Source organism: Vibrio sp. ZF57, assembly GCF_001691235.1.
GTDB classification, from domain to species: domain Bacteria; phylum Pseudomonadota; class Gammaproteobacteria; order Enterobacterales; family Vibrionaceae; genus Vibrio; species Vibrio crassostreae_C.
The window spans coordinates 1-4,966 of sequence record NZ_MAKD01000052.1; the positions used below are offsets into that span (position 1 = coordinate 1).

Annotated in this window: 1 protein-coding gene; it reads left to right on the plus strand. The window is 50.3% G+C overall.

The window, feature by feature from the left end; genetic code table 11:
• Positions 1-4,966, plus strand: a 4,966-nt coding sequence (locus A6D97_RS05680) for a VCBS domain-containing protein (RefSeq protein ID WP_139074301.1), incomplete at both ends; no start/stop codon positions are given.

A 4,966-nucleotide genomic window follows, 5' to 3' on the forward strand; every position in this document is an offset into this window, starting at 1 on the left:
CAGTGGTGGCACGTTACACGTCATTGACCCGGATCACGACCAAGCCGGTTTTATTGCACAAACCATCACCACCGCCGAAGGTGGTCAGTTCAATATCAACGCACACGGCCATTGGTCATACAACATTGACAATGATAAAGTCCAACATTTAGGTGCAGGGGAAAGCTTCCAGCAAACCTTTACCGTTGAATCTATTGATGGCAGTGCTAAAAAAGATATCACAGTGACCGTTCACGGCACCAATGATGCGCCCGTCGCATCAGCTGAAGTACGTTTAGCGAATGGCTTAGAAGATAATAAAATTGTCCTTACCCCAGCACAGCTACTGGCTAATACTAGCGATGTTGATGACAACGATATTGGCAAATTATCCATTGAAAACCTACAGGCTGACCACGGTTCGATATTAATTAATGGCGATGGCACATTCACCTTTACCCCAGAAAAAGACTACAACGGAGCGGTGCACTTTAGCTATGATGTCAAAGATGCCCACGGTGGTGTGACACACACTGGCGCATCAACGATGCTCTCGGCTGTTGGCGATAAAGCCCAAATCGCTGGCGTTGATACTGGTTCAATAACCGAGAATACCGCTGGCGTTAACATGTCTCCCGATTATGCCCAACCTGGCATAGCCACACTTGGCAATACAACACTCTATGCGGATGGTAAGCTGACCATTACAGACCCTGATACGGGTGAGTCTATTTTTGAAAAGCAAGGCAGCAATGGTTACGACTATCACGGTACCTATGGAGATCTGATTTTACAAAATGATGGTACATGGCATTATCACGCCGATGCCGGACATAGAGCCGCTATTGGTGGCGTAGCAACAACGCGTGGCACTGCAATTGACCAGCTTGGTGAAGGGCAAAGCCTAACCGATACGATTACAGTCCATTCAAAAGATGGTACAACACACGATATTGTCATCACCATTCACGGCAGTAACGACAGACCTTACTGTTCATCTGAAGTTGTACTTGCAAATGGCAGTGAAGATACACGCCAAACCTTAACCACTGCGCAACTATTAGCGAATACCGTCGATGTGGATGCCAATGACGCCGGTAAGCTAACCATTGAAAACCTCCATGTCGACCATGGCTCTATTCTAAACAATGCCGATGGTACGTTTACGTTTACCCCAGAGAAAGACTATAACGGCGATGTACACTTCAGCTATGACGTTAAGGATGCACACGGTGGTGTGACCCACACCAGCGCAACCACCAACTTAGCTGCGGTTAACGACAACCCTGATGTGACGCCTTTAACAGACAGTGTCAGTGAGGGGGCCGATAATCATCACACCCTCAATCTGCTAGTAGGTGCCACAGATAAAGACGGCGACGCTTTAACTATCAGTCACCTTGAATATGCCATCGATGGTCAACCTCAGTCGGGCCAACTTCCAACGGGCATTACCTTAGATGCTGATGGGCATACGTTAATTGTTGATGCCACTGATCCCGCATTTAATCATTTGGCCAATGGTCAGTCGCAACAAATCGCTATCACTTATCAAGTAGAAGATGGCCATGGTGGAAGTACGCAACAAACCGCCACGCTTACGATTGCCGGGACAGATGATAAAGCCACACTGGTTTCTAATGTCATTCAGCTCACTGAAACACAAGCGCTGGATAGCGAATTTAAATCCTATAGAGGCCAGCTTCAGCTGATTGACCCTGATAGTGGCGATAACACTCAGTTTGTTTTTAGCGGTAAATATTTAGGTCAAGGGTTTGCACCTGGTTACCTTGATGTTTGGCCTAATGGCACTTATCAATTCAGATTAAATACAGGTACCAATCATCATCCGGACGATCTAATCAGTAGCCTACATGCTGGCGAGTCGATGGAGCTCCCCTACGAAGTCGAAACCACTGATGGTCAGAAGCTCACCATTATGGTGAAAGTGACCGGTGAAGATAACCAAGCAAAAATTGCAGTGACGCCCTACTCCAGCCTAAATAATCATGTTTACGAAGATCATACTTCCTTTGGCAATACCACCAATCAGCTCAGCAGTGGTGGCACGTTACACGTCATTGACCCGGATCACGACCAAGCCGGTTTTATCGCACAAACCATCACCACCACCGAAGGTGGTCAGTTCAATATCAACGCACAAGGCCATTGGTCATACAACATTGATAATGATAAAGTCCAACATTTAGGCGCAGGGGAAAGCTTCCAGCAAACCTTTACCGTTGAATCTATCGATGGCAGTGCTAAAAAAGATATCACAGTGACCGTTCATGGCACCAATGATGTGCCCATAGTCGCCTCGGTGATTTCGGGTCAAACAGCGACAGAAGATGGGGCATTTGCCTTCTCCGTTCCTGCGGGCACGTTTGATGATAACGACGCGAAAGACTCACTCACACTGAGTGCAGGCTCATTGCCAGGCTGGTTAAGCTTCGATCCCACAACCGGCACTTTTACCGGCACACCGACGAACTCGGATGTCGGCACCACACAAGTGACGGTCACTGCGACTGACGCACATGGCGCGACCGTCAGCACGGCCTTTGATCTCGTCGTGAACAACACCAATGACGCACCGACCTTAAACCCGATTGCTTCTGTGAGTGTCGATGAAGACGGACAACAGGCGACAGGTCAGCTAAGCGCGACGGATCCCGATACAGGTGACAGTCTGACCTATAGCGTGGCCTCGCCGGTGGCTGGTTTAACCCTCAATGCCGACGGTTCCTATAGCTTTGATCCGTCCAATGCAGCCTATCAGTCACTGCCTGATGGTCAGACACAAACCGTGACTATCCCTGTCACGGTCACCGACTCGGCCGGCGCGACCGATACCCAGAATCTGACCATCACGATGACCGGCACCAATGACGTCGCTCGTATTTCTGGGGTTGATACAGGGACTGCGACTGAAGATAGCGGTTCTCATGGCTCCAATAATTTGATTGTCAGTGGGCAGCTTCGCGTCGCAGATTGGGATTCTGGTGAGGGCATGTTTACAGTCACTGGTCAGTCTAATCATCAGGCAGGGCTTCATGAGCGTGGCACACTAGTGGCAGGTGACCATGGTCTCGGGCAGTTTGTCGTGCATGCGAATGGTGCTTGGACGTTTATTGCAGATAATACGAGTACCAAGATACAGTCACTGACCGAAAAGGAGACCATTCAAGAAACCTTCACTGTACATTCTAAAGACGGTACCGCTCATACCATCACTGTAGATATTGTAGGAACAAATGATGCTCCTGTCGTTTCATCAAACGTGACTTTAGCGGCGGGCACCGAGGATACCGCAGTCACATTGACTGAAGCGCAACTGCTGGCCAATACCTCAGATGTTGATCATGGTGAAACCGCGCTGCTCAGTGTGCATAACCTCAGTGCAGACCACGGCACGATCACCGACAACAAAGACGGTACTTACACCTTCACGCCGGATGCGGATTACAACGGGGCCGTCCATTTTACCTACGACGTGCAAGACCCGCAGGGCGCGACAGTCGCTGCCTCTGCATCAATGAGCCTAGCTGCTGTGGCAGATACACCGATCGTGAATGTTGATATCGCGGATACGGCGGACAATGTTTTGAATGCCAGCGAATCTGGGGCGGCCACTATATCAGGGTCGCTTGATCCGAGCGTGGCTTCCACACTGGATCGCATTGAAATCACCGATGGCACAACGACGGTCACCGTCGACAAGGCCAATATCACCGTTGCTGCAGACGGCACCTATCAAACAACCGCAGATCTTTCCTCCTTAAAAGACGGAACGCTCACTGTGACGGCGCATGCGACAAGTCATGACGGTACAACCGCAACCTCGACTGACACGATTATCAAAGATAGCGTGGCCACCATCCACGATAATAACGCCAGCATGAACGAAAATCAGCCGGGGATTCATGGCAACTTGATTGTTGATGACGAATCCGGTGTTCAAGTGACCGGCGGGCTGGGCGAACAACAGGGCAACTACGGCAAGTTCGTGATCCATGCTAATGGCTCCTATACCTATACTCCCGATGCTCGGGCGCAAGCACTAAGCCTCAATGAGCATCAGCAAGAAACCTTCACGTTTACGGTCACTGACAAAGCTGGGAATACCGCGACAGAAACCTTCCAAATCACGCTGACAGGGCGTAATGATGGGCCAGTGATTACGAATACAGTGAGCGACTCACAGGGCGCTACAGTAGAAGATGGTGCCACGAGAGTCAGCGGCCAGTTGTCTGCGAGTGATGTGGATACGGGTGACCAACTGTCTTGGGAGGTCGTTGGCAGTGGTTCAAATCCTGGTAAAGGGAACTATGGGAATCTGGCGGTCGTTCCTTCGACCGGCCAGTGGGTTTATCGTCTGGATCAGGGCGCTCATACGCAGGCGCTTGGAGATGGCGAACAAAAACAAGAGACATTCACTCTTAGGGTGACCGACAGTTATGGGGCCAGCGTCGAGCAGACTGTTGTGGTCACTGTGACAGGCACAAACGATACACCAGTGGTTTCATCGAGTGTGACTTTAGCGGCGGGCACCGAGGATACCGCAGTCACATTGACTGAAGCGCAACTGCTGGCCAATGCCTCAGATGTTGATCATGGTGAAACAGCGCAGTTAAGTGTGCATAACCTCAGTGCAGACCACGGCACCATTAACGATAACCAAGACGGCACCTATACCTTCACGCCAGATAAAGACTATAACGGCGATGTACACTTCAGCTATGACGTTAAGGATGCACACGGTGGTGTGACCCACACTGGCGCATCAACGACGCTCTCGGCTGTTGGCGATAAAGCCCAAATCGCTGGCGTTGATACTGGTTCAATAACCGAAAACAGCGCGGGTGTCGACATGTCACCCGACTATGCTCACTCAGGCATCGCCACACTTGGCAATACAACACTCTATGCTGATGGCAAGCTGACCATCACAGACCCCGATGTAGGCGAGTCAGGATTTGAACGC